The organism is Oceanicaulis sp. (assembly GCA_040112665.1).
Lineage (GTDB): Bacteria > Pseudomonadota > Alphaproteobacteria > Caulobacterales > Maricaulaceae > Oceanicaulis.
Genome location: CP157796.1, coordinates 1,713,847 through 1,739,377, shown reverse-complemented (window position 1 = coordinate 1,739,377; position 25,531 = coordinate 1,713,847). Strand labels below are relative to the sequence as shown.

The following is a 25,531-nucleotide window of genomic DNA, read 5'->3' as shown; positions in this document are numbered from 1 at the left end:
AGCTCCCCGCTCCGGCCGTTTTCCTTTTCAGCTCCGGCGCGGCGCCTATTCGGCGGGGCCGGCCTCAGGGTGCCCGATCACGCCGGCGCGCTCGAGTTCGGGCTTGAGCCGGCCGGTGAAGGCCAGGAACGTCATCCGGTAATCGCTGATCAGCGACCAGAGCGGGTGGGTGAAGGTCGCCGGCTTGTTCCTCTCAACGAAGGCGTGGCTGACCCAGGCGAAGCCGTACCCGGCCAGCGGCCAGAGCAGGATCGCCCACCAGGTCTGCGTGGCGAGCGCCCAGATCAGCAGCCCCGACCCGATCACGGTGCCTGCATAGTGCAGATAGCGCGTGCCCGGCTCTGCGTGCTCACGCAGATAGAACGGCCAGAACTCGGCGTAGCTCGCTTTGCGGTCGGACATCGTCTCCTCCGGGGGTGTTGTTTTCTTGAGGCAGACCATAACACGCACCGCGTCTGCGCGCGAAGCAGCCACGCAGGCGGGCGGCGCGCCGGCGAGCGCGATTCAGGGTCCGCAAACTTTTTTGCACAAGGCCGTTAACGTTAGGCCGTTGTTAACCGCCGACTCAGTATTTCTTTACGTGTCTTCCCTCGAAGACACCCCACCATCCACCCAATGCCTTTTCGGGAGCTCTCGGGCTCCCGATTTTTTTGTCCGGTCCGCAGGCCCGGCTGCAACGGGCTGCGAAACGGGCCAGACCGGCGCTTGCGCGGCCGGAAAACCGTTGCTAAAGACCCAGCCTCCATCGTCGATGGGGTGTTCCCCGGTAGCTCAGTTGGTAGAGCAAGCGGCTGTTAACCGCTGGGTCGCTGGTTCGAGTCCGGCCCGGGGAGCCATAACTTCCAGACATCGCTGAACGCGCATGCGGGCCTCGTCAGAGCGCCAGCGCGGCCTCGCCGTCGCCTTCGCGCGCCTGACCGGCCGGGTCGAGCGCATAGACCACGCACCAGGACGCCACCGGCGCGCCGCGATCTGTGCGTACGACGCACGGTTCGATCGACGCCGCGCCGAAGCCGGCGTCGGCGGCGAGCGTTTCGAGATAGGCGCGCGAATGGGCGAATCGGCGGCTTTCCTGAAGCATCACCGGCGCTTCGCCGGCCTCCACCGTAAAGGCGAGGCGGCCGCCGGGCGCGAGCGAGGCCGCACACCAGGCCACCACCTGTTCGAGCGCGCCGACAAAGGCGAAGACGTCGGCGGCCACGATCAGATCGTAGTGCGCCCCTGTGAGCGGCAGGGCTGTGATGTCGCCGCGCTCCAGCCGGTCATAGACGCCTTTCGCGGCGGCCTCGGCGAGCATGCCTGCAGACAGGTCCACGCCTTCGAGCCGGTCGCAGAGCGGGCGCAGCGCCTCGCCCATCAGCCCGGTCCCGCATCCCAGATCGAGCACGTGCTCGGCGCGGGCGAAGCCCGCCGCCATGAGCGCAGCCAGGATCTGCTCGGGGCCGCGATAGTTCAGCCGGTCGACGAGCGCGCTTTCAAAGCGCGGGGCGTATTGATCGAACAACAGCGCCACGAAGGCGGCCGGCATCGATTCGCTGACCGGCCGCTCGCGCAAGAGATCGCGCTTCAGCGCCGCGCCGAACGGGTCTTCGGGATCGAGCGCCACCGCGCGGTCCCAGGCCGCGGCGGCTTCGGTGAGCAGGCCGCCCGCCTCAAGCAGCTCGCCGAGCCTGTACCAGCCCGCCGCCCAGCCCGGCGCGAGTTCGAGCGCGCCGGCGTAGACTTCAGCAGCCGCGGCGAAATCGCGCTCGGCGGCGATCGATTCGGCGAAGGCGGCGCGCCGGTCGGCCGCCGGATGGTTGGAGGAGAAAAGCGCCCCGCTCATACCCGGTCCTGAGAGAACGCCGCCCGCCAGCGCGGACGACGGCGCGCATTTGGGTCTGCGCCGGTCTCAAGTCAATCGAATTCAGCGCGCGGTGATGAGGGATATTCACGCGCGCTCGCGCGTTGATTGGCGCGACCGGGCGGAGCGGGCTAACTAGCCTCCCGCCCGCCGCTTCGCTCCGCCGGTGAGAAAGGCCCGCCCGTTCATGCAGACCACGCTTCCCCTGACCCGCGATCTCGTTCTGATCGGCGGGGGCCATGCCCATGCGCTGGTGCTGAAGAAATGGGGGATGAACCCGCTGGCCGGCGCGCGCCTGACGGTGATCGATCCCGATCCCGCCACCGCCTATACCGGCATGCTGCCGGGCTTCGTAGCGGGCCATTACAACCGCGCCGATCTCGAGATCGATCTCGTCCGCCTCGCCCGGTTCGCCGGCGCGCGGCTGGTGCTGGGTCGGGCCGAAGCCCTCGATCCCGAACGCGGGCTCGTCACGGTCCAGGGCCGGCCGCCGATCCGCTTCGACGTGGCCAGTCTCGATATCGGCGTGCGCGGCCGCGCGCCGGAGATCGACGGGTTCGAGGATCACGTGGTGACCGCCAAGCCGCTCGGCCCCTTCGCCGACCGCTGGACGGACTTTCTCGACGCGCTCGACCGGCGTGAGGTTAAGCCGCGCGTGGCCGTGATCGGGGCGGGCGCAGGCGGAACCGAACTCGCCCTCGCCGCTGCGCACAGGCTGAAGACCGCCCGGCCGCAGGGCGCGGAAATCACGCTGATCGAGGCTGGCGACACCATCCTGCCCCATGAGGGCGGCGGGGCCCGCAAGGCGCTTCTGAGCGCGCTTCACAAGGCGGGCGTGAAGGTGCGCACCGGCGCGATGATCCGGCAGATCCAGCCCGGCGCGATACGGCTCGCCGACGGCGCGGCGATCCGGGCGGATTTCATCATCGGCGCGGCCGGCGCGGCGCCCTGGCCCTGGATCGCGAAGACCGGGCTGGCGGTGCAGGACGGCTATGTGAAAGTCGGCCGCGGTCTTCGAAGCGTCAGCCACGATAATGTTTTCGCCGCCGGGGACTGCGCGCATTTCGAACACGCCCCGCGTCCAAAGGCGGGCGTCTTCGCGGTGCGCGGCGCGCCCGTGCTGTTCGACAATCTCAGAAAGGCGCTGCAGGAGAAAAAGCCCGACGCCGCTTTCTCGCCCCAGCGCGACTATCTCAAGCTCGTCTCGACCGGCCCCAGGGCTGCAGTCGCAGAGAAATGGGGTCTGACCGTGAAGGGCCCGATGCTCTGGGGCCTGAAAAACCGGATCGACCGGACCTTCATGAACAAGCTCACCGCGCTCGAACCGATGACGTCAGAGCCGGTGAAGGGCCGCACGGCCGCAGGCGTGCGCGAACTCGTCGGCGACGGACAGCCGCTTTGCGGCGGGTGCGGGTCAAAGGCCGCGCGCGGCCCCCTCGCCGAAGGGCTGGCCGACCTGCCCGCGCCGCGCCGGGCGGACGTCATCGCAGGCGCGGGCGGCGACGCGGCCGTGCTCGCCTTCGGCGACCGGGTCCAGGCGATCTCCACCGACCATGTGCGCGCCTTTGTCGACGATCCTTTCCTGCTCGGCCGGATCGTCGCTGTGCATGCGCTGGGCGATGTCTGGGCGTCGGGCGCCGCGGCGCAGGCCGGGCTCGCGCAGATCATCCTGCCGCAGATGCGCCCCGCCATGCAGGCGGCGGCCGTGCGCGACATCCTCGCCGGCGCGTCGGAGGTGTTCGCCGAGGCCGGCGCCGATCTCGTGGGCGGGCACACCAGCGTCGGCGCCGAACTCACCGTGGGGTTCACGGTCACAGGCGTCGCCGAGCGCGCCATCCCGCGCCGCGGCGCGCGGCCAGGCGACGGGCTTTTGCTCACCAAGCCGGTGGGGACCGGCGTGCTGCTCGCCGGCGAAATGGCGCTCAAGGCGCGCGGCAGGGACGTCGCGGCGTGCTGGGCGTCGATGGCGCGCAGCCAGGGCGCGGCGGCGCGGATGCTGGCGGGCGAGGCGCGCGCGATGACCGACGTGACGGGGTTCGGGCTGGCGGGCCATCTTCTGGAGATGCTGACCGCCGGCGCGCGGGCGGAGATCGATCTGGCCGCCCTGCCGCTGCTCTCCGGGGCTGAAAGCCTCGCCGAGGCCGGCGTGCGTTCCACCCTGCATGAGGCAAATGCGCTGTCGAACACCGAGCTTAACGCGCCGAACACGGCCCGCGCCGCGCTTCTGACCGATCCGCAGACCGCCGGCGGGCTGCTGGCTGCGGTCCCCGAAGACCGGATCGAACGGGTGATGCGCGCCCTGACTGAAGCCGGAGAGATGGTCTGGCGGATCGGACGCGTCGAAGAGCGCGGCGAGGGCCAGGCCGCGATCCGCGCGCGTTAGAGCCTGTCCAGCTCAGCTTCGATTGCGGCGGCCAGCGCATCCAGGCCGTCTGCGTCCAGACGCGCCGCATCAAGCTCGGCCAGGGCCGGGCGGTCGTGGCGGCTGCGCTCACGCGCGTAAGCGGGATCGTAATGGCGCTCCATCAGTTCGCCCGCGAGCGTTTCGATCTCGCCCGCTTTCGCCAGCCCCTCCCAGCGCGCGATACGCTCGCCGCCCTGGAACGGCTTGAGCGCCTGAAGCCGTTCGATCAGACGGGGCGTGTCCTCTGCGATGTCGGCGTAGGCGCTGGCGAGGAAGGCCGCACGCGCCTCGAGCGGCGCTTTGACGACGAGACGCGGGGCGTCCTTCATCACCGCCCAGAGCGAAGGCGGCAGTTTCAGCGCGCCGATGCGCGCGCTTTCGGCCTCGACCAGCACCGGCTTGGCCGGGTCGAAGCGGCTGAGCGCTTCGCGCAAGCGGGTTTCAAACAGTTTCTGGCTGGGCTGGCCGCCCGGCCGCCAGCCGAACAGCGAGCCGCGATGGTTCGCCGCCGCTTCGAGATCGAGCGTCTGCACGCCGCGCGTGGCGAGCCGGTCCAGAAGCGCGGTCTTGGCCGTGCCGGTGTCGCCGTCCAGCAGCACCACGCGCAGCCGCACCGCGTCGTCGTAAAGCGTCTTCACCACCGCGCCGCGATAGGCCTTGTACCCGCCTTCGAGCACCGTCACCCGCCAGCCGATCGCGCGCAGGATGGTCGAGAACGCGCCCGAGCGCCCGCCCCCGCGCCAGCAATAGACCAGCGGTTTCCAGCCGCCCTCCATTCCCGCGAGCGCGCTGTCCAGCCAGCCGGCCGTGTTGCGCGCGATGATCGCCGCACCGACCTTGCGCGCCAGGAACGGGCTCTCCTGCACGTAGATCGTGCCGACCTTCGCCCGCTCCGCGTCGTCGAGCACGGCCATGTTCACCGCGCCGGGCAGCCGGTCTTCGGCGAACTCGGACGGCGAGCGCACGTCGATGACCGTGTCGAACTCGGCCGCAGCGGTCTCATAGTCGGCGAAGGAGATTTTCATGGCGGCGAGGTATCGCGCGCGGCGCGGCGCGGAGCAATGGCCGGGCGGATCAACGCGCCGGGACCGGCCTGGCCCGCTTCCGCCTCAGAGAGCACGGTGCGTAGCCGTCCCGCGCCAGGCGCCCCGGCGTGATCCCGAGCTTCGGCGCCGCCGCCAGGTAATCGGCCTCGCCCGCATGCTCGGAGAGCATCAGCGCAAGGCGCGCACAGGCTTCCGCGTCCGAGCCGGCGCGGTGGTGGTCGAGGGTCAGGCCGAAATGGTCCGCGAGCACGTTCAGCTTGGCCGATCCGATCTCCGGCCAGGCCGACTGCGCGCCCTTCACCGTGCACAGATAGACCGCCTCCAGGCAGTCGAGCCCGTAAACCGCGTAGGTCTGGCGCAGCACGCTCATGTCGAAGCTGGCGTTATGGGCGATCAGCGTCGCGCCTTCGAGCCGGGATCGAAGCGATTCAAACAGCTCGGGGAGTTCGGGGGCGCGGCGCACGTCCTCGGGCCGGATGCCGTGAATGGCGATGTTCCAGCTGGAAAAGCGCATCTCGGGCGGCCGGATGAGGTATTCTTCGGTGCCGACCAGGCGGCCGTCCTCGATCAGGCTCAGCCCGACCGCGCACGGGCTCGCACGCTGCTCGTTGGCGGTCTCGAAATCGATGGCGACGAAACGCATCGGTGAAGGCTAGACGGGCCGGGTCGCGCTGTCATGGGCGGGCGGCGCCTGAAGGGAAGCGCCGACCTCAACTCCCTCCCCCTCTGTGGGGAGGGTGGTCCGGGCCGAAGGTCCGGGTCGGGTGGGGGAGCGCTTCGGTCTGCAGATATCAGCGCCCTACGATCCCTTCCGGGGCCTGCCGGCCCGTTCGCCGCCTTCAATCGATCCACCGGATCGATTGATGCGCTGCGCGCACCGGCGCTCACCCGTCCCCGATCAGCGCCAGCCACTCGTCTTCGGTAAGGGTCTGAACGCCCAGCTCGGCGGCCTTTTTCAGCTTCGAGCCGGCGCCCGGACCGGCGACGAGATAGTCGGTTTTCGCAGAGACTGACCCTGCCACCTTCGCGCCCAGGGACTGGGCTTTCGCCTTGGCCTCGTCGCGGGTGAAGCGTTCAAGGCTGCCGGTGAACACCACCGTCTTGCCCGAAACAGGACTGTCGGCGGCGACCTGTTCGGCGTCCTCGACCGTGACATGCTCGAGCAGGCGGTTGAGCGCGGCGGCGTTGTGGTCCTCGGCGAAGAAGCGGCCCAGAGCGTCCACGGCCGTGTCGCCCAGACCGTCGATCCCAAGCATCGCTGCGCGCGCCTCGCTTTCGGGCTCGCGCGCGCCTTCGGCGGCCTCGCGGAAGCTCGCCCAGTCGCCGTAGGTGCGGGCCAGAAGCCGGGCGGTTTCCTCGCCGACATGGCGCACGCCGAGCGCGTTGATGAAGCGGGCGAGCGCGATGGTCTTGCGCTGGCGAATCGCGGCGAAAAGGTTCGTGACAGACTTCTCGCCCCAGCCTTCACGCTCTTTCAGCGGCGGGCTGAGATCGCCGGCCCCGTCGCGTGTTTGCAGGGTGAAGATGTCGGCGGGTTCACGGATCGCGCCCTCCTCGTAGAAGGCCTCGATCTGTTTTTCGCCCAGCCCCTCGATGTCGAACGCCTTGCGCGAGACGAAGTGCTTGAGGTGCTCCTTGCGCTGGAAGGGGCAGGCGAATTCGCCGGTGCAGCGGCGGACGACGCTGACCTCACCGGTTCGCGGATTGACCTCGCGCTCGGCCGGGGTCTTCAGCGGGCAGGGGCAGGTTTTCGGATAGTCGAACGGCTTCGCCCCTTCGGGCCGCTTGTCCTTCACCACTTCGACGATCTGAGGGATCACGTCGCCGGCGCGCTGGACGACCACCGTGTCGCCCACGCGCACGTCCTTCCTGGCGATCTCGTCTTCGTTGTGGAGCGTGGCGTTGGAGACGACCACGCCGCCCACCGTGACCGGTTCGAGCTTGGCCACGGGCGTGAGCGCGCCGGTGCGGCCGACCTGGATCTCGATGGCGTGAAGCAGGGTCGTGGCTTTCTCGGGCGAGAATTTATGCGCGATCGCCCAGCGCGGCGCGCGGGAAACGAAGCCCAGCCGGGCTTGCCAGTCGAGCCGGTCGACCTTGTAGACCACGCCGTCGATGTCATAGCCGAGCCCGGCGCGCTTCTCCTCGATCGCCCGATAACGCGCGAGCATCGCCTCCACGCCGTCGCAGCGCGCCATCTCCTCATTGGTGACGAAGCCCAGCTCGGCGAGGCGCCGCACAGCCTCGAACTGGGTGTCGGCCAGCGGCTCTGAGAGCTCGCCCCAGGCGTAGGCGAAAAATCGCAAGGGACGCTGGGCGGTGACGTTCGGGTCGATCTGCCTCAGAGAGCCGGCCGCGGCGTTCCTGGGGTTCTTGTAGGCGGGCTTTCCGGCCTCTTCCTGACGGGCGTTGAGCGCCGCGAAGTCGGCGTGGTTCATATAGACTTCGCCGCGCACCTCCACGACCTCCGGCGCGCCGGGGCCCAGGGTGTGGGGGATGTCGGAAATGGTCTTGAGATTGGCAGTGACGTTCTCCCCGCTGCGGCCGTCGCCGCGCGTCGCGCCCAGAACCAACTCGCCGTTTTCATAGCGCAAATTTGCGCTCAACCCGTCGATCTTCGGCTCGGCGGTGAAGACCGGGGTCTCTTCGCCGAGGTTCAGGAAGCGGCGGATCCGCTCGACGAAGTCGCTGACGTCCTCGTCTGAAAACGCGTTGCCGAGCGAGAGCATCGGCACGGCGTGGGGGACTTCGGCGAACTGGTCCGAGGGTCGCGCGCCGACGCGCTCGGACGGGCTGTCGCTCCGCTTGAGACCCGGAAACCGCTCTTCGATCAGCGTGTTGCGCTGGCGCAGGGCGTCGTAGGCGGCGTCGGAAATGACCGGCGCGTCCTTTTCGTAATAGGCCCTGTCATGCCTTGAGATTTCGCGGGCGAGGCGTTCGAGCTCGGCTTTCGCCTCGGCCTCGGTGAGTGTCTCGACGTCCTTGAGCGCGGCGGTCATCCGATTCCCCTTCCCGTGAAGGCTGAGAGAGCCCGCAGCCGGGGGAAAATCAAGACCGGCCGGCCTCGTTCGTCCAGCGCAAGTGCACCGTGGGATAGTCGCCCGGCGTATCCGCGGCGGCCGGCGAGCGGCCGGTTTCCTCAAATCCGAGGGTTTCGTAGAAGGCGAGGATCGCACGCGCCCCGGCGTTCACCTCGACTTTCAGAGCGTTATGACGTTCCTGCGCGCACCTGATGAGCGCCTGGCCGGTCTCGTCGGGATCATCATCGGGATCGACCGCGACATGGTCGATTTTGGCCGCCCCGTCATCAAGCGCCTTCCAGCCCATGAAGCCGCAGATCCCCGCGCCGTTTTCGGCCACCGTGATCTCGTCGCCGGGCAGCTTGTGCTCGATGAACCGCATCGCGACCTCGCGCCTCCCGTCCTCGGTGAGGTGGTCGTGACTGGCGTTCACGGCGGCCTGCCAGATTTCATACAGCCGCACCATGTCGCCCGGCCTGGCTTCGCGCAGTCGCAAGGGTTCCTAGCTCGCCATCAGCTGATCGGCAGCGGCGCGGGCCGCATCGGTGATCTCCGCGCCAGAGAGCATACGCGCGATCTCCTCGCGCCGTTCCGCAGGCGGCAGCAGCCGCACTGAGGTCCGCACCCGGCCCTCGGCTTCGGCCTTCTCGGTGCGGAAATGGGACCGGGCGCGGGCGGCGACCTGGGGCGAGTGGGTGACCACGAGGGCCTGGCCGGTTTCAGCCAGCCGCGAAAGCCGGTGGCCGACCGCGTCGGCGACCGCGCCGCCCACGCCCTGGTCGACCTCGTCGAAGACCATGACCTTGCCGCCCCCGCCGACCAGGCAGACCTTCAGCGCCAGAGCGAAGCGGGAGAGCTCGCCGCCTGAGGCGATCTTGTCGAGCGGGCCGAAGGGCGCGCCGGGATTGGTGGCGACCTCGAAAGCGACCCGGTCCCAGCCCTTCGCGCCGGGCCGGCTCTCGTCGGGCTCGACGGCGGCGCGGAAGCGCGCCTTGTCCATCTTCAGCGGGCCGAGCTCGGCCTCGACGGCGGAGGCCAGGCGCTCGGCGGCGGCCTTGCGGATTTTCGTGAGCGCGCCTGCGGCTTTCGCGTAGTCGGCCTCGGCGGCGCGCAGGGCGGCCTCGGCCTCTTTCAGGCGGTCGTCTGCGTGTTCGATCAGGTCGAGGCGTTCGGCGAGCGTGTCGCGCAAGCCCGCCAGGGCGTCGACCGCGACGTCATGCTTGCGGGCGGCGGCGCGCAGGGCGAACAGCCGCTCCTCCACCTTGTCGAGCCGGCCGGGCTCGACGTCGAAGCGCTGGGCGGCGTCGGCGAGCGCGTCTTCGGCCTCGTTGAATTCGATGAGCGCACGGTCCAGCGCTCCGGCGGCCCGGTCCACGGCGGCGCGCGCCGCCGCCGCGTCGCCTTCCGCGCCGGCGTCCTCGCCCAGTGCGGCGCGCACCCGTTCAAGCCCGCGCAGCGCGCTGTTGAGCCGGCCCGACAGCCCCTCCCCGCCCGAAATCGCGTCGGCGGCCTCGCTGAGTTCGGTGAGCGCGGCTTCGGCCTGCTGCAGGAATCTGCGCTCCTCGGCGAGGGAGGCTTCTTCGCCGGGCTTGGGCGCGAGCGCGTCGAGCGCTTCGAGGCTGTCGCGCAGGAAGGCTTCCTCGCTGGCCGCCTTGTCGCGTGTGACCGACAGCGCCTCGAGACGGCTCTTCGCTTCAGACAGGCGCGTGAAGGCGGTGGCGACGGCGTCTCGCTCGGCGCGCGCGCCGGCGTAGGCGTCCAGAAGGCCGCGATGGGTCTTGGGATCGAGCAGGCCGCGCCCGTCATGCTGGCCGTGGATCTCCACCAGCAGCTCGCCCAGGCTTGCGAGCAGGCCGACGCTGGCGGGCTGGTCGTTGACATGCGCGCGCGAACGGCCGTCGGCGGACAGCGTGCGGCGCAAGATCAGCGGCTCGCCGGGCTCGGCCCTCAGGCCGGCCTCTTCAAGCGCGGCGAAAGCAGGATGGCCCGGCTCGGGTTCGAAGACGGCCGTGGCGACCGCCTGATCGGCGCCCGCGCGCACCAGGCTGCGCTCGGCGCGGTCGCCGCAAGCAAGGCCCAGAGCGCCCAGAAGAATGGATTTGCCCGCCCCGGTCTCGCCGGTGAGCGCGGACAGGCCTGCGCTGAATTCGAGATCCAGCGTGTCGATCAGAACGATGTCCCGGATCGAGAGCGAAGCCAGCACGCCGGTCCGCCCTTCCCCCTAGCCGAAGACGCGATCGAGCGCCCGGCGGAGCAGCGAGGGATCCCGCTCGAAGTCCTCGGAGCCGGGGATCGCGATGCCGCGGGCGGTCAGAAGATCGTAGCTGTCCTCATACCACTCCGAACCCGGGAAGTTATAGCCGAGCACCGAGGCGACCTGACGGGCCTCCTCGTCCACGCCGAGCGCGACATAGGCTTCCACCAGCCGGTGCAGCGCCTCGGGCGTGTGGCTGGTGGTCTCATAGTCGCGGATGACGTTCTGGAAGCGGTTGATCGCGGCCAGATGATAACCGTTCCGGAGATACCAGCGGCCGACGCTCATCTCCTTGCCGGCCAGGTGATCGCGCGTCATGTCGATCTTCAGCCGGGCGTCGGCGGCGTAAGGCGTCTCAGGATAGCGGCGAACGACCTGCTCCAGCGCGTCCAGCGCGTTGCGGGTCGTCGACTGGTCCCGGCCCACGTCGTAGATCTGCTCGTAATGGCTGATCGCGATCAGGTAGTAGGCGTACGGCGCGCTCGAGCTGCCCGGGTGGAGCGCGATGAAGCGCTCGGCGTCGGAGATCGCCTCGGAATAGCGCTGCGCCTCGTAGTTCGTATAGGCCGCCATGAGCATGGCCCGGCGCGCCCACTCGGAGAACGGATGCTGACGCTCGACCTCGTCGAAATAGGCCGCCGCCTGATCCCAGCGCCGCCGCTCCAGCGCGTCGAAGCCCTCGTTGTAGAGCGCCTCGACCGGGGTCTCGACATAAGCCAGTTCTTCGGTGTCGTTACCGGCGCAGGCGGTCACCGCCAGCGCGGCGGTCGCCGTGATCAGAAGAGCGCGAACGGCGTTTTTCATGAGGATCGGCCTCTTTGACGTCCCCGGCGCGCGAACCGCGCGCACCAGAATTTACGGTTCGCTAGTGGTTTAACCGATGCGGACGAAAGGCGAAAGCATGCTGTCAGGTGTTTCGGGGCCGAAGTCGGTGCTTCCTGCCCTTTCGGCGCCCTACGATCCGTCCCGGGGCCTGCCGGCCCATTCGCCGCCTTGAAAGGGTCCCCCGGACCCTTTCATCCGCTTTGCGGACCAGCGCTCACCCCACCCCTCCGCTTCGCGGACACCCTCCCCATCAAGGGGAGGGAGTTGGGTTTAAGCGCTCTGCTCGAACGTTTCAGAGAATGCCGACGCGTAATTCCCTCCCCCTTGTGGGGAGGGTGGATCGGCGCATAGCGCCGAGACGGGTGGGGGGAGCGCCAGCGTCTGCAGGTGTGGTCGCCCTACGATCCTCACCCCACCCCCGGCCTTCGGCCGGACCCTCCCCATCAAGGGGAGGGAGTGGGGTTTAAGCGCACTGCTCGAACGTTTCAGAAAATGCCGACGCGTAATTCCCTCCCCCTTGTGGGGAGGGTGGATCGGCGCATAGCGCCGAGACGGGTGGGGGGAGCGCCAGCGTCTGCAGGTGTGGTCGCCCTACGATCCTCACCCCACCCCCGGCCTTCGGCCGGACCCTCCCCATCAAGGGGAGGGAGTGGGGTTTAAGCGCTCTGCTCGAACGTTTCAGAGAATGCCGACGCGTAATTCCCTCCCCCTTGTGGGGAGGGTGGATCGGCGCATAGCGCCGAGACGGGTGGGGGGAGCGCCAGCGTCTGCAGGTGTGGTCGCCCTACGATCCTCACCCCACCCCCGGCCTTCGGCCGGACCCTCCCCATCAAGGGGAGGGAGTTGGGCTTCAGCTTTCCGTTCCGACATTCCGATAGTGCAGCGACTTGCTCCCTCCCCCATTCTGTGGGGAGGGAGTGACGCCGACGCTTCAGGCTCGGCGGTCTTACGACCGCACCAGCCGCTGGTCGGTTTCTGCGGTGTCGCGCATCGTGGTCCAGCGCCAGGCGGTCTCGTGGGCCAGAAGCGCGGAGACGGCCTGGGCGTTGAGCCCGTGGCCGGGGCGGACGGCGCGATAAAGGCCCAGGATCGGCGCGCCGGCGAGGTAGAGATCGCCCAGAGCGTCGAGCGCCTTGTGCCGCACGAACTCGTCGGCGAAGCGCAGGCCTTCGGGATTGGCGACCTTGCCCTCGTCGAGCACGACCGCGTTCTCCATCGAGCCGCCGCGGGCGAGACCCATGCTCAGAAGCTGGGTGAGATCGCGGCGGAAACCGAAGGTGCGCGCAGGCGCGACCAGCTCGGCGAAGGCCTCGCGGGTCACCTCGAACTGGAATTGCTGACGGCCGATGGCGTCGTCCTCGAAATCGATCTCGACATCGATCGCGGGCTTCAGCGACGGCAGAAACACCGCCCGGCGGGCGCCGTCCTCGACGCTGACGGGCTTGAGCACCTGAATGGCGCGCCGCGGCGCGGGCGCGGTCTTCAGTCCTGCGCGCAGGATGAGATCGACGAACGGCGCGGAGCTGCCGTCCATGGCGGGCACTTCAGGCCCGTCGAGCTCGATGGCGAGATCGTCGATCCCGAGGCCGGCCAGCGCGGCCATCAGATGTTCGACGGTGGAGACCGACGCGCCGTGATCGTTGACCAGCGTGGTGCCCAGATCGGTCGAGCGCACGAACTCGCGCCGCGCAGGCACGCGCGCGTCGGCGAGGTCGAGATCGATGCGGTGAAAGACGATGCCCGAGCCCACAGGACCCGGCTTCATGGCCATGCGCACGCGGGCGCCGGTGTGAAGGCCGACGCCTGCGCAAACGGCGGCGGCGGCCAGAGTGGTGCGTTGGGTCATGACGGCCCCGAAATGCTTGAACTGCTCCGCGCGCCGCCGTCTCCCCCCGGGTAAAGCGGCGCGGCCCCTCTTGGCACGCCTCGCACTCTAGGGGCTCTCGCGTCTGCAGCAATTAAACGATTGTTGCACCGTGTTACCGTCCGCAACCCGGCGCGGGCGGGCCGGTTCCCGATCGCCCTGACATGAAAAGGCCCTGCGCGGGTTCGCGCAGGGCCTTTCACCTGATTGCGAAAAGCCGCCTAGTTCGCCTGACGGCGCAGGAAGGCGGGGATTTCCAGATCGGTCTCGTCGACATTGTCGCCGAAAAGATCGCCGCCGGTGGACTGAACCGGGCTGGCTTGCGCGCGCGGGGCTTCGGCTCGGCGGGTGCTCAGCGGGTCGGGGCGGTGTTCGGGCTGCGGCGCGGGCTTGGGCCGGCGGCCGAAGAGCGACAGGCCGCGGCGCGGCTGCTCGGGCTCGGCCTCACGGGCGCGCGGATGCTCGGTGCGGGGCGCGGCGGCGCGCGGCGCGGACAGTTCGCGCTCGAGCCGTTCGCGGGTCTCCACCACGGCCGGCTTGTGCGGCTCGGCGTAGGTGTCGATCTCGGGCTGGGAGACCGGTTCGGCGGCGTGGGCCTCGACAGTGCGCGGCGCTTCGGCGCGCGCGGCGGCCGGGGTTTCGGCGCGCGGGCTTTCGTTCACCGCGACGGCGTCCGCGGCGCGGCGCACCATCGGCTCGACCTGGCGCTGGGGCCGGGTCTCGCGGCCTTTCCAGGCCGGGGTGACGTTGTCGGGACGGCGGACCGGCTGCTGGGCCTCTTCCGCGTCGATGCCGGTGGCCACGACCGAAACGCGGATGATCCCGTCCAGCTCGGGGTCGAAAGTGGAGCCCACGATGATGTTGGCGTCCGGATCGACCTCGTTGCGGATCTCGTTGGCCGCCTCGTCGACTTCATACAGCGTCATGTCCATGCCGCCGGTGATGTTGATGAGCACGCCCTTGGCGCCCTTCATCGACACGTCGTCGAGAAGCGGGTTGTTGATCGCGTTGTGGGCGGCTTCCACGGCGCGCTTGTCGCCGCTGGCTTCGCCGGTGCCCATCATCGCCTTGCCCATCTCGTTCATCACCGTGCGCACGTCGGCGAAGTCGAGGTTGATCAGGCCGGGCATGACCATCAGGTCGGTGATGCCGCGCACGCCCGAATGCAGCACCTGGTCGGCCATGCCGAAGGCTTCGGCGAAGGTCGTCTTCTCGGTGGCGATCCGGAACAGGTTCTGGTTGGGGATGATGATCAGCGTGTCGACATGCTGCTGGAGCCGTTCGATACCGGACTCCGCGATGCGCATGCGGCGGGTGCCTTCGAAGTGGAAGGGCTTGGTGATCACGCCCACGGTCAGGATGTTCAGCTCCCGCGCGGCGCGTGCGATCACCGGGGCCGCCCCCGTCCCGGTGCCGCCGCCCATGCCGGCGGTGATGAAGACCATGTGTGCGCCCTGCAGGTATTCGGTGATCTCCGCCAGAGAGTCCTCGGCCGCCTGCTCGCCCACCTCGGGGCGCGCCCCGGCGCCCAGACCTTCGGTGATGCCCGCACCCATCTGCACGCGGCGATCGGTGCGCGCGCGGGCCAGAGCCTGCGCGTCGGTGTTGGCCACCACGAAGTCGACGCCTTCAAGCTCGGCGTCGATCATGTTGTTGACCGCGTTGCCGCCGGCGCCGCCGACCCCGAAAACAAGGATGCGCGGCTTCAGCTCGGTGGATTCCGGCGCGGACAGATTGAGAGGCATGGGGCGGGCTCCGTCGCGGGGCTCAAGGTTAAGGGACTTGTAACGGCCACCTTGCGCCGCGTTGTTTAATCGCGAGTTAAGCCAACCCCCGGCATGCAAATGCTTTTTCAGGAACGGTTCGCGAACGAAGGGTTAACGGGACCTTCCGTGGGCGGTGCGTCCCGCTTCGCGTCAGAAGCTTTCGGCGAACCAGCGCAGCACGGCGGCGGGGCCGCGCTCGGAGGCGGCTGGCGCGCGGCGGCGATCGCCGGACGGATGCAGCACCGGCGGTCCCGAAATCGCTTCGACCGGGCCGCCCACGGCGCGCTTGATCACGCCTGCACAGGCCGAAAAGCCGGGTCCTGAGACCGCGTCGCCCAGCCCGGCGAGGCTGTCGGGGCGGCCGATACGGCCCTGCTTTCCGAGCACCCGGCCTGCGAGTTCCGCCGTTCCGGGCAGCTGCGAGGCGCCACCGGTGAGCACCATGGAGCGGCCCGCGGCGCGCGCAGCGCCGGCGGCGTCGAGACGGTCTCTTAGAAGCTCGAAGATTTCCTCGAGGCGCGGGCGGATCACCGCGTTCAGAAGCGCGCGCGGATGCTGGGTCATGGTCGAGGTGGAACCGCCGCCCAAGGGCGGGACCTCGATCATCTGCTGGTCGTCGTCAGGGCTGTCGAGCGCGCAGCCATAGAGCGCCTTGACCCGCTCGGCCGCGCTCACGGTGGTCTGAAGCCCCCGCGCGATGTCGCTGGTGACGTGCGCGCCGCCCACGGGCAGCGCGTCGACATGCTGCAGCACGCCCTCGGCGAAAACCGCCAGCGTGGTGGTGTGCGCGCCCATGTCGATCACGAGCGCGCCGAGCTCCATCTCGTCGGCGGTCAGCACGGCGAGGCCCGCCGCATAGGGCGTGGCGGCTATCCCTGCGACGGTGAGCTGGCAGCGCTCAACGCAGGCGACGAGGTTCTTCAGCGGATCGGCCGCAGCGCTGATCACGTGAAGGTCCACGCCGAGAGTCTCGCCGAACATGCCGCGCGGGTCCTTCACCCCGCGATGGCCGTCCACGCGCCAGCTCATCGGCAGCGCGTGCAGGATGGCCCGGCCCGGCTCGTGATGCTCGCGCAGGGCGGAGTTCAAAAGCTTTCTGAGATCGCGGTCGGCGACTTCGCTGGAGGCCAGATCGAGCTGGGCGTCGATGCGCGCGCTGCCCGGCGCGCCGGCCGAGGCCGACAGCGTGACTTCGGTGATGGTGTGGCCGGCCATGCGCTCGGCGTTCTCCACCGCCGCGCGCACGCTTTCCGCCGCTGCGTCCATGTCCACGACAGCGCCGGCGCGCACGCCGCGGGTGGACTGATGGCCCACGCCGATGACGCGGGGACGCAGGCCCGCCAGGGTCTGCTCGGTCTTGGCGATGAAGCAGATCGTCTTGGCCGCGCCGATGTCGAGCGCAGCGTAGACGCCGGGCTTGCGCGGCGCGGCGCCCGGTTCGGCCTTGCCGGCCCTGATCCTGCTCATGAAGCCCATCTGGTCACGCTCCCCGTCCGGCGGCTTCGGCGGCGCGGTCCGGCCAGGGCCGCATCACCATTTCGCCGGTGTTTCTGAGATCGATGATCTGCGCGTCGTAATCGAGCACGCCGCGTTCGGCGTGAAGCGCGCTCAGCGTGGCCAGCGCGCTCGCCGGATCGTCGGCGGGCAGCAGGATCTCGCCGTTGTTCTCGAGCCGCAGCGACCAGCGCCGCTCGCCCACCTTGATGGCGAAGCGGGTGCGCGCGGCGATCTCGGGGTGCAGCGCGACGAGGCTCAGGATTTCGTCCGCGCCGGTGTTCGCGCCGGCGCCCACGACGCGCGGCAGGTCGAGATGATCGGCCGGATCGGCGCCGTCGATGACCACCCCGTCCGCGTCGATCACGCGGTAGACTTCTTCGAGCTGCCACAGCGCGCGCGGCCGCCGCTCGGTGATCAGCACCGCCAGGCGGTCGGGCCAGAGGCGCAGCACGTCGGCGGACTTCACCCAGCTTTGCGCCTGCAGGGTCTCGCGCGCTGCGGCGAGGTCGATATCGGCAAGGCCCGTGCCCGGCGCCGCGCCGATCAGCGCGGCGATCTCTTCGTGCGTGAGACGCTCCGCCCCGGCGACGTCGAGCCAGGCGACGGTATGGCCGGTTTCGGCGAGCTTCTCGCTGGAAAAGGCGAGCACCGCCGCGCCGGTGTCGTCGAGCCGGCCCAGCAGGGCGAGCACGCCGAGCGTCAGCCCGCCCAGCACCAGCCCGGCGAGCGAAACCAGCTTGATCGCATAGCCCGCACGGTGGCGTGCGGCGCGCCATTGCGCAGCCGCCCAGTTGCCCAGCCGGCTCGGGCTTTTGGTCGTTTTCGGCTTTGCCTTGCGCCGGGAGCCTGCGCCTTTGGTAGAGTCGCGTACGCCGGCGCGCCCTACCTTAGACAAGACGCGTCCTCCGCCATCCACTCGACGAGATCGGCGAAGTCGATCCCGCAATAAGCCGCCTGTTCAGGCGCGAGCGATGTCGGAGTCATGCCCGGTTGGGTATTAATTTCGAGTAACCAAACCTTACCGGTTTCAGGATCATAGCGGAAATCGGACCGGGTCAGCCCGCGGCATCCGATGATCTGATGGGCGTCGAGCGCGGCCTTCAGGCAGTAACGCTCGATGTCTTCGGGGATGTCGGCGGGGATCTGGTGAGCAGAGCCGCCGTCGGCGTATTTCGCCTCGAAATCGTAGAACGCGGTTTTCGGCACGATCTCGGTCACCGCCAGCGCCCGGTCGCCCATCACGGCGACGGTGAGCTCGCGGCCGGGGATGAATTTTTCGATCAGCACCTCGTCGCCGTAGGGCCAGTCGTCCGATCCCAAAATCTCCGGCGGGGACGCCTCGCCCTCGCGCACGATGATCACGCCCATCGAGGAGCCCTGCGCGTTCGGCTTGGCCACATAGGGCGGGTCCATCAGGTGGGTCTTCGCCGCCTCGAACCGGTTCGCCAGAAGGCCTTCGGGGCATCTGACGCCGGCGGCTTCCAGCACGCCCTTGGCGCGCTGCTTGTCCATGGCCAGAGCCGAGGCGAGCACGCCGGAATGGGTGTAGGGCACGCGCAGATATTCCAGCACGCCCTGGATCCGCCCGTCCTCGCCCCACTCGCCGTGAAGCGCATTGAAGGCGAGATCGGGTTTCGCCGCCTTGATCTGATCGGGCCAGTCGGCGTCGCGCGGGTCGATCTCCACCACCTCATGGCCCCGGGCCTTGAGCGCGGCGATGCATTTCTTCGCCGAGGACAGAGAGACCTCGCGCTCGGCGGACAGCCCGCCCATCAGGACGGCGATCTTCTTAGCCATTCGCAGGCTCTCCCACGCGGCGGACCTCCCAGTGGAGCTCGACGCCGAACTTCTCCTTCACCTCGGCGCGGACCGTCTCGCCCAAGGTCTCCAGATCGGCGGCGGTCGCTGTGCCGTCATTGATCAGGAAATTGCAGTGCTGCTCTGAAAAGCGCGCCCCGCCGATCGGTTTGCCGCGCCAGCCCGCCGCATCGACGAGCTGCCAGGCGGACTTGCCGCCGCTCTCTTCAGGATCGGGGTTCTTGAAGGTCGAGCCGGACGTCTTCTCCCGGATCGGCTGGGAGCTTTCGCGCCGCTCGGTGATCTCGTCCATGCGCCTGGTCACCGCCTCGGGATCGTCCGCCTCGCCCTGAAACAGGGCCTCGGTGAAGATCCAGTCTGCGGGAATGTCGGAATGGCGGTAGGCGTAGCCGAAGCGCTCGGCGGGCACGACCTGACGGCGGCCCTGACGGTCCAGCGCCACCGCCTCGATCAGCCGGTCCTTGGTCTCGGTCCCGTAGCAGCCCGCGTTCATCACCAGCGCCCCGCCGATCGTGCCGGGCACGCCGACATAAAACTCCAGACCGCCCACGCCGGCCTTGGCCGCTTTCTTCGCGACCATCTTGTCCAGCGCCGCCGCCCCGGCGCGGATCTTCGCGCCGTCCTCGGCCTCGACCTGACCGAAAGCCGGGGTGAGCTTGATCGTCACGCCCGGCAAGCCGCCGTCGCGCACCAGCGTGTTGGACACCGCGCCGACCACCCTCACGTCGATATCGCGCGGGGTCTCGGCCAGGAAACGGGCCAGATCGGCCTCGTCGGCGGGCATGTAGAGCACCTGCGCCGGACCGCCCACGCGCAGCCAGGAAAAGTCCGACAGCGGGGCGTTCTCGACATATTTGCCGCGCACCTCGGGCAGGCGGTCGAGTATGGAAGGAAAGCTCATGGGGTCAAATCTCTTGCTTCAAATTGGTCGGCCCAGCAAAGCGTGAGCAGCGGTTTTGTTCAGAGCGGGGCGCGGAGAGGAAAGGCCGAGCCGCCCCTTCCCTCCCCTTGACGGGGAGGGTGTCCGCGAAGCGGACGGGTGGGGTGGAGCCGCGTGCTCCGTCGTCTGAAAGTCCCGCGCGGCGCCCCCACCCGACCCGAGGCTTCGCCTCGGCCCACCCTCCCCGCAAGGGGGAGGGAAGAAAGCCGGGCGACCTCAAATCTTTTCCTCCAGCCGCTCGGGCAGTTCGGCGGCCCAGGCGGTGATGTCGCCTGCGCCCAGGCACACCACGAGGTCGCCGGGTTTCACGCGCGGGGCGATGTCCTCGGTCAGGCTGTCGCGATCGGTGGGCGCGGCGTCGCGGTGGCCGTGGCGGGAGAGCCCGTCCACCAGGCCCTGCCGGTCCGCGCCTTCGATCGGATCTTCGCCAGCGGAGTAGACGGGCGTGACCAGCACGCTGTCGGCGTCGTTGAAGCAGGTGCAGAAGTCTTCAAACAGGGCGTTGAGCCGCGAGAAACGGTGGGGCTGCATGACCGCGACCACGCGGCCGTTCCCGGCGCGCTGGCGGGCGGCTTTCAACACCGCGGCGATCTCCACCGGGTGGTGGCCGTAATCGTCGACGACCGTGACCCCGTTCGCCACGCCGGTGACCGTGAAGCGGCGCTTGACGCCTGAGAAGCCGGCGAGGCCCTTCCGGATCTCGTCCTCACGGCCGCCCAGCGCCTCGACAACGGCGATGGCGCCCGCGGCGTTCAGCACGTTGTGCTCGCCCATCATCGGCAGGCCCAGCGCGGTCCAGACCTCCGGCTCGCGGCCGCGGTTCTGGAACATCAGATCAAAGCCCGCCCCGGCCGGGTCCATGGTCAGCCGCGCGATGCGCACGTCGGCCTGCGGGCTCACCCCGTAGGTGATGATCCGCCGGTCCTCGATCCGAGCGGCGAGCGCCTGCACTTCAGGATGGTCGATGCACAGCACCGCGAAGCCGTAGAAGGGCAGATTGTGGACGAACTGGTCGAAGGCGTCCTTCAGAGCGTCGAAGCTGCCGTAATGCTCCATGTGCTCGGGGTCGATGTTGGTGACGATGCCGACCGAGCCGCGCAGCTTCAGAAAGCTGCCGTCGCTCTCGTCGGCCTCGACGACCATCCAGTCGCCCTCGCCCATTTTCGCGTTCGAGCCGTAGGCGGAGATGATCCCGCCGTTGATCACGGTGGGGTCGAAACCGGCCGCGTCCATCAGCGCGGCGACGAGGCTGGTCGTGGTGGTCTTTCCGTGCGTTCCGGCGACGGCGACCGCATGCTTCAGCCGCATCAGCTCGGCGAGCATCTCGGCGCGGCGCACCACGGGCGTACGCTGCTTTCTGGCTTCGGCGAGTTCGGGATTGTCGCGCTTGACCGCGCTCGAGACCACGAGCGCCCCGACCCCGTGCACGTTCTCCGGCCTGTGGCCGATATGGATGGTCGCGCCCTTGTCGCGCAGGCGCTGGACGTTGGGGCTGTCCTTGATGTCCGAACCCGTGACCGCATAGCCGAGATTGAGCATGACTTCGGCGATGCCGCTCATCCCGATGCCGCCAATGCCGACGAAGTGAACAGGAGCGACAGAGGCGGCGAGGTCGATGGGCGGCATGTAGGTCAGGTCTCCGCTGCGGTGGCGATCAGATCGGCGAGACGCTCGGCGGCGTTGCGGCGGCCGAGCTTGCGCGCCGCTTCGGCGCGCTTGGACAAAGCTTCGCCGTCGGCGAGAAGCCTTGCAAGATGCTCACACAGACGCCCGGGAGTGAGTTCGCGTTCCGGAACGCTTTCAGCCGCGCCCTCCCGGACCAGCGAATGAGCGTTGGCGGTCTGGTGGTCGTCCATGGCGATGGCGAGCGGCACGAAGATGGCCGGCCGGCCCGCCGCAGCGATCTCGCTGACCGAGCTCGCGCCGGCCCGGCTGATGATCAGATGCGCGTCGGCGTAAAGCCCGCCCATGTCGGTGAAGAAGCTCGACAGCTCGGCCTCGATGCCCGCGCGGTCATAGGTCTTGCGCGCTTCGTCGAGCTGTTCTTCGCGGACCTGGTGGGTGACTTTCAGCCGCTTGCGGAGCTCCTCGGGCATGGCGGCGAGCGCCCGGGGCACGACGTCCGACAGGATGCGCGCGCCCAGGCTGCCGCCGAGGATGAGGATCCGGATCGGCTCTCCGGGCCGCGGCGCGCGGTATTCTTTTTCCGTCGCTTCGAGGATCGCGGCGCGGACCGGATTGCCGGTGACGACATGCAGCGCTTTCGAGCTCGCCCTGTCGAGGCGGTCAAAACCCGAGGCGACCGCTTCCGCGCCCCGGCAGAACAGCCTGTTCACCCGGCCCAGCACCGCGTTCTGCTCATGGATGACGAAGGGCGTGCCGGAAAACCGCGCCGCGGCGAGCGCAGGAAAGGCCGGGTAGCCGCCGAAACCGGCGACGACGTCGGGCTTGAATTCGGAAAAGATCGCGCGCGCCTGGCCGTAGCCGCGAGCGAGCTTGGACAGCGCGCCGGCCATCTTGATCGGGTTCTTCGCGAACGGGCTGCCCGCCTCGATGGTCTTCACCGGTTCGCCGGGAAAGCCCTCGGCGTGCTTCGCGCCGCGCGCGTCCGTGACGAGCTGGACCGCCCAGCCCCGGGCGATGAGGGCGTCGGCGGCGGCGCGCGCGGGGAACATGTGCCCGCCGGTCCCGCCGGCGGCGATCAGGCAGCGTCCGGTCATGAAAACTCTCTCAGGCGGCTGCAGGGCGGGCCTTGGGCATATAGGCGCCGGGCCGTCTGCGGGTCAGGGCGAGCAGCAGTCCGGCCGAAAACGCGAGCGCGACCATGGACGATCCGCCCGCAGAGATGAAGGGCAGCGTCATGCCCGTCGGTGGCGCGATGTCGAGATTGACCGCGATATTGACCAGCGCCTGCAGCCCGAACAGCAGCGCCAGCCCCGCCGTTGCGAGCTGGTGGAACGGGTCTGACAGGCGCATGGCCAGCATCCAGGCGCGCGCGAACAGCAGCGCATAGAGCCCGATGATGGCGAGCGAGGCGACGAGGCCGAATTCCTCGGCGGCGACGGAGAACACAAAATCGTTATGCGCTTCGGGCAGCACGTGCTTGACCTCGCCCTGCCCCGGCCCCGCGCCCCACAGCCCGCCGCGCGAGATGGCGTCCATGGCGATGTCTGTCTGGCTGCGCGCCAGCGGGTTCGACGGCGTGAGGAAATCCGCGATCCTGTCGCGCACGTGCGGCAGGGCGGCGTAGGCGCCCGCCGCGCCGGCGCAGGCGAGACCGCCCAGCCCCGCGCTGTGCGTCCAGCTGAGCCCGCCCGCCCAGAGCATCGCGCCGAACACCAGCGAGATCAGCACCGTCTGGCCGAAATCGGGCTGCATCATCAAAAGCGCCGCGCCGGCGAGATAGAGCCCGGTGGCGACGGCGCGGCCGGGCAGCGGCGCGCCCCGGTCCTCCTCGGCGAAGAGCCAGGCGGCGACGACCACGAAGGCGGGCTTGAACAGCTCGCTGGGCTGGAAGGACATGCCCGCGAAGCGGATCCAGCGGGTCGCGCCGTTCACGTCATGGCCGATGATCGCCACCGTGATCAGCATGGCGAAGGCGGTGAGCAAGGCGAGACCGGACATGCGCCTGATCCCGGTGCTCGACAGCGCCGCGGTGACCATCACCACGCCGAGCGAGACGATGGTGAAGCCGGTCTGGCGCTTGAGATAGTACCAGGGGTCCTCGCCGCTGCTGACCGCCGGGCTGGTGGCGAACGACATCACCACGCCGACCGCCATCAGCAGGATGACGATGGTCAGGATCGGCTGGTCCAGCCCGCTCCACAGGCCGGTGCGGCGGTGCTTCACGCTCATGCGGCGTCTCCAGAAAGCGCGCGCGCCGTCAGACGTCCGAGCGCGTCGGGCAGCGCACTTCCTGTTTGCCCGGAAACACTTCCCGGAGCGTAAACGACCGGTGAACCATGCCGCGCCGCCGCGTGCAGCGCCCGGCCCAGCGCCTCGTCCAGCGTGCGGGCGATCGTGACGGGGGCGTAGGCCTGCAGACGCGCTTCGGCCCGGCCCTTGTCGCCGATCAGCACGATGGCGCGCGGCGGCGTGCGCGCCGCGTCCAGGAGATCCGCCGCGCTTTTGTCGAGGGCCGGGCCGGCAATCCAGACGCAGGGCGCTTCGGTGACCGCGTCGACGGCGAGCGCTGGGCTCACAGCCGCACTCCAGTCCACGATGGGCGAACGGCCGAGCCTGGCGATCTCGCAGCCATGGCCCGGCGCGCCGGTCCAGTCGTTCAGCGCCGTGCGGCAATCCGCGAAACTCGCGCCCAGACGCCGGGCGAGCGCCCAGCCGGCGGCGACGGCTTCGAACGGCGCCCAGGCGGGAAGCGCCCCGGCGGGCCGCGCGACGCCGTCGAGCGCGTCGATCAGACGGCCTGAGACCGCATGAACGCCGCCGCCCACCACCATGCGGCCGGAGATCAGCGCAGCTGTCCCCCGCAGACGCCCCGCTGCCAGCCGCGCGCCTTTCCTGAGATCGGCGGCGGAAATCAGCACGCCGCTTCGCGCCGCGAGATCGAGCAGTTCGGACCGCGTGTCGGCTTGGCTGAGGAGCACGACGGCCTCGGGCGTGACGCTCTCGGGCAGGCGCGCGGCTTCGCCGGAGGCGAGCGCTGCGATCCGGATCGCCCGGCCGGGACGCGGATCGCAAAGGCTTCGTGCAGGCGTGGCCGCATTGGCCAGAAGATGCGCGGCGAGCGCGGCGGCGGCCTCGGCGTTGCGCCCCGTGACGACGGCGAGGCCCGCCTCGTGCGGGGCGGTCGCCGCTTCAGCGAGCAGGGTCAGGGCGGGGGTGATCTCGGCGCCGACCGCCTCGGCCAGATCGAGCAGGCGGGGTCGGGGGTCGGCGTCGAGAAGGCCGGCGTCGTCGATCACCAGCCGGGCCAGCCCGCTCCAGTCGCGCGTGGTCAGGTCCTCGACCCGGTAGCCCGCGCGCACGGCGGCGGCGCGGCGGGTCTCGTCATCGTCCCAGCAGATCAGCTCCGCCCCGCCCGCCCGCAGCGCGCGCGCCGCGGCGAGACCGGGTCCGGTCAGGCCGAGGATCGCGACGCGTCGGCCCGCGAGCGATCGGACCGGAACCATGGCGGGGCACCTCCTAGCGCAGTTTCAGGGTCGACAGTCCGATGAGGGCGAGCACGAAGGCGATGATCCAGAAGCGGATCACGATGGTGGGTTCGGCCCAGCCCTGCTTTTCGAAATGGTGGTGGATCGGCGCCATCTTGAAGACGCGCTTGCCGAAGACCTTGTAGCTGAACACCTGCACGAAGACCGAGACGGCCTCGAGCACGAACAGGCCGCCGATGATGACCAGCACGATCTCGTGCTTGACCGCCACCGCGATCGCCCCGATCGCCCCGCCCAGAGACAGCGAGCCGGTGTCGCCCATGAAGACCATGGCCGGCGGCGCGTTGAACCACAGAAAGCCGAGCCCCGCCCCGATCATCGCCCCGCAGATCACGGCGAGTTCGCCCGTGCCGGGGGTGAAGTTCAGGAACAGGTAATCGGCGTAGACCGCCGAGCCGACGAAATAGGCGATGAAGCCGAAGCTGCCCGCTGCGATCATCACCGGCACGATGGCCAGGCCATCGAGACCGTCGGTGAGGTTCACCGCGTTCGACGCGCCGACGATCACGCACATGCCGAACAGATAAAAGGCGAAGCTCAGCGGGATCAGCAGATCCTTGAAGAAGGGGACCGCCACCGAGGTGGAGAAATTGTCCGGCGTGCCCGGCGCGCCGTCCAGAAGCTGGACCATCCAGAGCACCGCGATGAAGGCCAGCGAAAACTGAAGGATCAGCTTTCCCTTGCCCGACAGGCCCTTGTGGGACTTCTCGGTGACCTTGCGCCAGTCGTCGATGAACCCGATGCCGCCGAAGCCCGCGGTCACGAACAGGACGACCCAGAGATAGGGGTTGGACAGGTCGCCCCAGATCAGGGTGCCCGCCAGGATCGACAGAAGGATGATGAACCCGCCCATGGTCGGGGTGCCGGCCTTGGTCAGCACATGGCCTTCAGGACCGTCGTCGCGGATGGGCTGGGAGCCCTGCTTTCTCAGCCAGTCGATGAAGGGTTTGCCGATGATCAGCGCGATCACGAAGGCGGTCATGAGCGACGCGCCGGTCCTGAAGGTCAGGTAATTCAGAACGTTGAACAGCTGGAACTGGTCAGCGAAGGGGGAAAGCAGGAGATAAAGCATTGAATATGTAC

The 25,531-nt window shown here is 69.3% G+C and carries 20 protein-coding genes and 1 tRNA gene; 2 read left to right on the top strand and 19 right to left on the bottom strand.

Features of this window, described 5'->3' with window-relative positions; genetic code table 11:
• Window positions 1–45: 45 nt before the first annotated feature.
• The gene (locus tag ABL308_08325) at window positions 46–402 is read right to left on the bottom strand and encodes a DUF962 domain-containing protein (protein XBQ14968.1); all 357 of its coding nucleotides are present in this window, start codon (window positions 400–402) and stop codon (window positions 46–48) included.
• Between the two features lie 358 nt (window positions 403–760).
• Between ABL308_08325 and ABL308_08320 the strand changes: the two genes are divergently transcribed.
• Window positions 761–836 (top strand) — tRNA-Asn (locus ABL308_08320).
• A gap of 38 nt (window positions 837–874) precedes the next feature.
• Here ABL308_08320 and ABL308_08315 read toward each other — a convergent pair.
• Window positions 875–1,825, bottom strand: coding sequence for a methyltransferase domain-containing protein (locus ABL308_08315; protein ID XBQ14967.1), 951 nt, complete (start codon window positions 1,823–1,825; stop codon window positions 875–877).
• 205 nt (window positions 1,826–2,030) lie between these two features.
• Here ABL308_08315 and selD point away from each other — a divergent pair, with 205 nt between their 5' ends.
• Window positions 2,031–4,226, top strand: a complete 2,196-nt coding sequence (gene selD, locus ABL308_08310; GenBank protein XBQ14966.1) for a selenide, water dikinase SelD — start codon at window positions 2,031–2,033, stop codon at window positions 4,224–4,226.
• On the opposite strand, the gene mnmH is transcribed toward selD, so the two are convergent.
• The 17 genes from mnmH to mraY form a co-directional block, all read right to left on the bottom strand.
• Window positions 4,223–5,272, bottom strand: coding sequence for a tRNA 2-selenouridine(34) synthase MnmH (gene mnmH, locus ABL308_08305; protein ID XBQ14965.1), 1,050 nt, complete (start codon window positions 5,270–5,272; stop codon window positions 4,223–4,225). The two genes, selD and mnmH, sit on opposite strands and share 4 nt — an antisense overlap.
• Window positions 5,273–5,321: 49 nt before the next feature.
• Window positions 5,322–5,936, bottom strand: coding sequence for a 3'-5' exonuclease (locus tag ABL308_08300; protein ID XBQ14964.1), 615 nt, complete (start codon window positions 5,934–5,936; stop codon window positions 5,322–5,324).
• Between the two features lie 241 nt (window positions 5,937–6,177).
• Window positions 6,178–8,292 (bottom strand): NAD-dependent DNA ligase LigA, encoded by a 2,115-nt coding sequence (gene ligA / locus ABL308_08295; protein ID XBQ14963.1) that lies wholly within the window; start codon window positions 8,290–8,292, stop codon window positions 6,178–6,180.
• Window positions 8,293–8,341: 49 nt separating this feature from the next.
• Window positions 8,342–8,809: a GNAT family N-acetyltransferase gene (locus tag ABL308_08290; GenBank protein ID XBQ14962.1), complete on the bottom strand. Its 468-nt coding sequence runs from the start codon at window positions 8,807–8,809 to the stop codon at window positions 8,342–8,344.
• A gap of 6 nt (window positions 8,810–8,815) precedes the next feature.
• Complete coding sequence (gene recN, locus ABL308_08285; protein ID XBQ14961.1) at window positions 8,816–10,516, bottom strand: DNA repair protein RecN; 1,701 nt, start codon at window positions 10,514–10,516, stop codon at window positions 8,816–8,818.
• Window positions 10,517–10,534: 18 nt separating this feature from the next.
• The gene (locus tag ABL308_08280) at window positions 10,535–11,371 is read right to left on the bottom strand and encodes an outer membrane protein assembly factor BamD (GenBank protein ID XBQ14960.1); all 837 of its coding nucleotides are present in this window, start codon (window positions 11,369–11,371) and stop codon (window positions 10,535–10,537) included.
• Between the two features lie 967 nt (window positions 11,372–12,338).
• Window positions 12,339–13,238: a UDP-3-O-acyl-N-acetylglucosamine deacetylase gene (lpxC, locus tag ABL308_08275; protein XBQ14959.1), complete on the bottom strand. Its 900-nt coding sequence runs from the start codon at window positions 13,236–13,238 to the stop codon at window positions 12,339–12,341.
• 239 nt (window positions 13,239–13,477) lie between these two features.
• Window positions 13,478–15,001, bottom strand: a complete 1,524-nt coding sequence (gene ftsZ / locus ABL308_08270) for a cell division protein FtsZ (GenBank protein ID XBQ14958.1) — start codon at window positions 14,999–15,001, stop codon at window positions 13,478–13,480.
• Between the two features lie 171 nt (window positions 15,002–15,172).
• On the bottom strand, window positions 15,173–16,489 hold the full coding sequence (gene ftsA / locus ABL308_08265; GenBank protein XBQ14957.1) for a cell division protein FtsA: 1,317 nt from the start codon (window positions 16,487–16,489) through the stop codon (window positions 15,173–15,175).
• A 13-nt stretch (window positions 16,490–16,502) separates the two neighbouring features.
• Window positions 16,503–17,414 carry a cell division protein FtsQ/DivIB gene (locus tag ABL308_08260; GenBank protein XBQ14956.1) on the bottom strand — a complete coding sequence of 304 codons (912 nt, stop codon included), beginning with the start codon at window positions 17,412–17,414 and terminating at the stop codon, window positions 16,503–16,505.
• Window positions 17,402–18,316 (bottom strand): D-alanine--D-alanine ligase, encoded by a 915-nt coding sequence (locus ABL308_08255; protein XBQ14955.1) that lies wholly within the window; start codon window positions 18,314–18,316, stop codon window positions 17,402–17,404. Before ABL308_08255 ends, ABL308_08260 begins: the two co-directional genes overlap by 13 nt.
• On the bottom strand, window positions 18,309–19,238 hold the full coding sequence (gene murB / locus ABL308_08250; protein ID XBQ14954.1) for a UDP-N-acetylmuramate dehydrogenase: 930 nt from the start codon (window positions 19,236–19,238) through the stop codon (window positions 18,309–18,311). Before murB ends, ABL308_08255 begins: the two co-directional genes overlap by 8 nt.
• 255 nt (window positions 19,239–19,493) lie before the next feature.
• Window positions 19,494–20,903, bottom strand: a complete 1,410-nt coding sequence (gene murC, locus ABL308_08245; protein ID XBQ14953.1) for a UDP-N-acetylmuramate--L-alanine ligase — start codon at window positions 20,901–20,903, stop codon at window positions 19,494–19,496.
• A gap of 5 nt (window positions 20,904–20,908) precedes the next feature.
• On the bottom strand, window positions 20,909–21,997 hold the full coding sequence (gene murG / locus ABL308_08240) for an undecaprenyldiphospho-muramoylpentapeptide beta-N-acetylglucosaminyltransferase (protein XBQ14952.1): 1,089 nt from the start codon (window positions 21,995–21,997) through the stop codon (window positions 20,909–20,911).
• A gap of 10 nt (window positions 21,998–22,007) precedes the next feature.
• Entirely contained in the window at window positions 22,008–23,132 is a 1,125-nt protein-coding gene (locus ABL308_08235; protein XBQ14951.1) for a putative peptidoglycan glycosyltransferase FtsW, read from the bottom strand.
• Window positions 23,129–24,406 (bottom strand): hypothetical protein, encoded by a 1,278-nt coding sequence (locus ABL308_08230; GenBank protein ID XBQ14950.1) that lies wholly within the window; start codon window positions 24,404–24,406, stop codon window positions 23,129–23,131. The genes ABL308_08235 and ABL308_08230 overlap by 4 nt, the downstream gene beginning before the upstream one ends.
• Window positions 24,407–24,419: 13 nt before the next feature.
• A complete protein-coding gene (gene mraY / locus ABL308_08225) occupies window positions 24,420–25,520 on the bottom strand; it encodes a phospho-N-acetylmuramoyl-pentapeptide-transferase (protein XBQ14949.1) in 1,101 nt (366 codons plus the stop codon).
• Window positions 25,521–25,531: the final 11 nt, after the last annotated feature.

Excerpts from the sequence above, each read along its gene's own strand:
- ABL308_08325 (XBQ14968.1), bottom strand. The coding sequence starts at position 402 with ATGTCCGACCGCAAAGCGAGCTACGCCGAGTTCTGGCCGTTCTATCTG.
- ABL308_08315 (XBQ14967.1), bottom strand. The coding sequence starts at position 1,825 with ATGAGCGGGGCGCTTTTCTCCTCCAACCATCCGGCGGCCGACCGGCGC.
- selD (XBQ14966.1), top strand. The coding sequence starts at position 2,031 with ATGCAGACCACGCTTCCCCTGACCCGCGATCTCGTTCTGATCGGCGGG.
- mnmH (XBQ14965.1), bottom strand. The coding sequence starts at position 5,272 with ATGAAAATCTCCTTCGCCGACTATGAGACCGCTGCGGCCGAGTTCGAC.
- ABL308_08300 (XBQ14964.1), bottom strand. The coding sequence starts at position 5,936 with ATGCGTTTCGTCGCCATCGATTTCGAGACCGCCAACGAGCAGCGTGCG.
- ligA (XBQ14963.1), bottom strand. The coding sequence starts at position 8,292 with ATGACCGCCGCGCTCAAGGACGTCGAGACACTCACCGAGGCCGAGGCG.
- ABL308_08280 (XBQ14960.1), bottom strand. The coding sequence starts at position 11,371 with ATGAAAAACGCCGTTCGCGCTCTTCTGATCACGGCGACCGCCGCGCTG.
- lpxC (XBQ14959.1), bottom strand. The coding sequence starts at position 13,238 with ATGACCCAACGCACCACTCTGGCCGCCGCCGCCGTTTGCGCAGGCGTC.
- ftsZ (XBQ14958.1), bottom strand. The coding sequence starts at position 15,001 with ATGCCTCTCAATCTGTCCGCGCCGGAATCCACCGAGCTGAAGCCGCGC.
- ftsA (XBQ14957.1), bottom strand. The coding sequence starts at position 16,489 with ATGAGCAGGATCAGGGCCGGCAAGGCCGAACCGGGCGCCGCGCCGCGC.
- ABL308_08255 (XBQ14955.1), bottom strand. The coding sequence starts at position 18,316 with ATGGCTAAGAAGATCGCCGTCCTGATGGGCGGGCTGTCCGCCGAGCGC.
- murB (XBQ14954.1), bottom strand. The coding sequence starts at position 19,238 with ATGAGCTTTCCTTCCATACTCGACCGCCTGCCCGAGGTGCGCGGCAAA.
- murC (XBQ14953.1), bottom strand. The coding sequence starts at position 20,903 with ATGCCGCCCATCGACCTCGCCGCCTCTGTCGCTCCTGTTCACTTCGTC.
- murG (XBQ14952.1), bottom strand. The coding sequence starts at position 21,997 with ATGACCGGACGCTGCCTGATCGCCGCCGGCGGGACCGGCGGGCACATG.
- ABL308_08235 (XBQ14951.1), bottom strand. The coding sequence starts at position 23,132 with ATGAGCGTGAAGCACCGCCGCACCGGCCTGTGGAGCGGGCTGGACCAG.
- ABL308_08230 (XBQ14950.1), bottom strand. The coding sequence starts at position 24,406 with ATGGTTCCGGTCCGATCGCTCGCGGGCCGACGCGTCGCGATCCTCGGC.
- mraY (XBQ14949.1), bottom strand. The coding sequence starts at position 25,520 with ATGCTTTATCTCCTGCTTTCCCCCTTCGCTGACCAGTTCCAGCTGTTC.